This window comes from Ammoniphilus soli, from assembly GCF_040813775.1.
Genome location: NZ_JBEGDL010000138.1, coordinates 1 through 999 on the forward strand (window position 1 = coordinate 1; position 999 = coordinate 999).

General features: G+C 38.6%; 1 protein-coding gene. It reads left to right on the plus strand.

Features of this window, described 5'->3' with window-relative positions; all coding sequences use genetic code 11:
- Positions 1–999: citrate/2-methylcitrate synthase (locus ABLT31_RS38730; RefSeq protein WP_367761034.1), on the plus strand; the 999-nt coding region annotated here is incomplete at both ends.

A 999-nucleotide genomic window follows, 5' to 3' on the forward strand; every position in this document is an offset into this window, starting at 1 on the left:
GTGATGTCAGTAGCTGGTTTAGAGGGGATTGTAGCAACACAATCTGCAATCAGTTCAATTTTAGATGGAATTCTTACTTATAGAGGAATAAACATCGATGAATTAGCTGAGCAGGCAAGTTTTGAAGAGGTCCTATATTTATTATGGAATGATTATTTGCCCAATGAAGAACAACTTGCTGAGCTTAAGGTGAAATTGGCCTATCATGCAAAACTGCCGGATGAAATTGTCTCCTTACTTCAGTCCTTTCCTAAAGATGCCCATCCAATGACTATGCTAAGAACGGCTTTATCGGCATTGGAGATGTTTGATCCTGATGCAAATGACATGTCCCAGGAAGCTAATCGTCGTAAAGCTTTAAAAATACAAGCAAAAATTTCAAGTATTGTAGCTGGTATTCAACGTGTAAGGGAAGGAAAAGAGATTATTCCCCCTAATTCTGAATATGGTTTTGCTCAGAACTTCTTGTATATGCTATCGGGCAAAAATCCTGATGAGATTTCCATTAAGTCACTCGATACGGCACTTGTCCTCCATGCCGATCATGAGCTTAATGCATCTACTTTTGCTTCAAGAGTAACGGTAGCTACCCTTGCTAATATCTATTCTGGTATTGTTTCTGCGGTCGGGACGTTAAGTGGTCCTTTGCATGGAGGTGCCAATGAAGCTGTTATGAATATGTTAGAAGATATTGGGGAAATGGACCAGGTCGAATCCTATATTGGGCAGAAATTAACTTCAAAGGGAAAAATTATGGGATTTGGTCACCGAGTCTATAAGACAGGAGATCCACGCGCTAAGTTTTTGAAAAAAATGTCACAAAAATTGACAACACTTACAGGACAAAGTACCTGGTATAACATGTCAGTAAAGATAGAAGAAATTCTCTTAAAAGAAAAAGGTTTGCTACCTAATGTTGATTTCTATTCAGCTTCTATGTATCATAGCCTGGGTATCCCAAGAGATCTATTTACTCCCATCTTTGCTGTAAGTAGAACA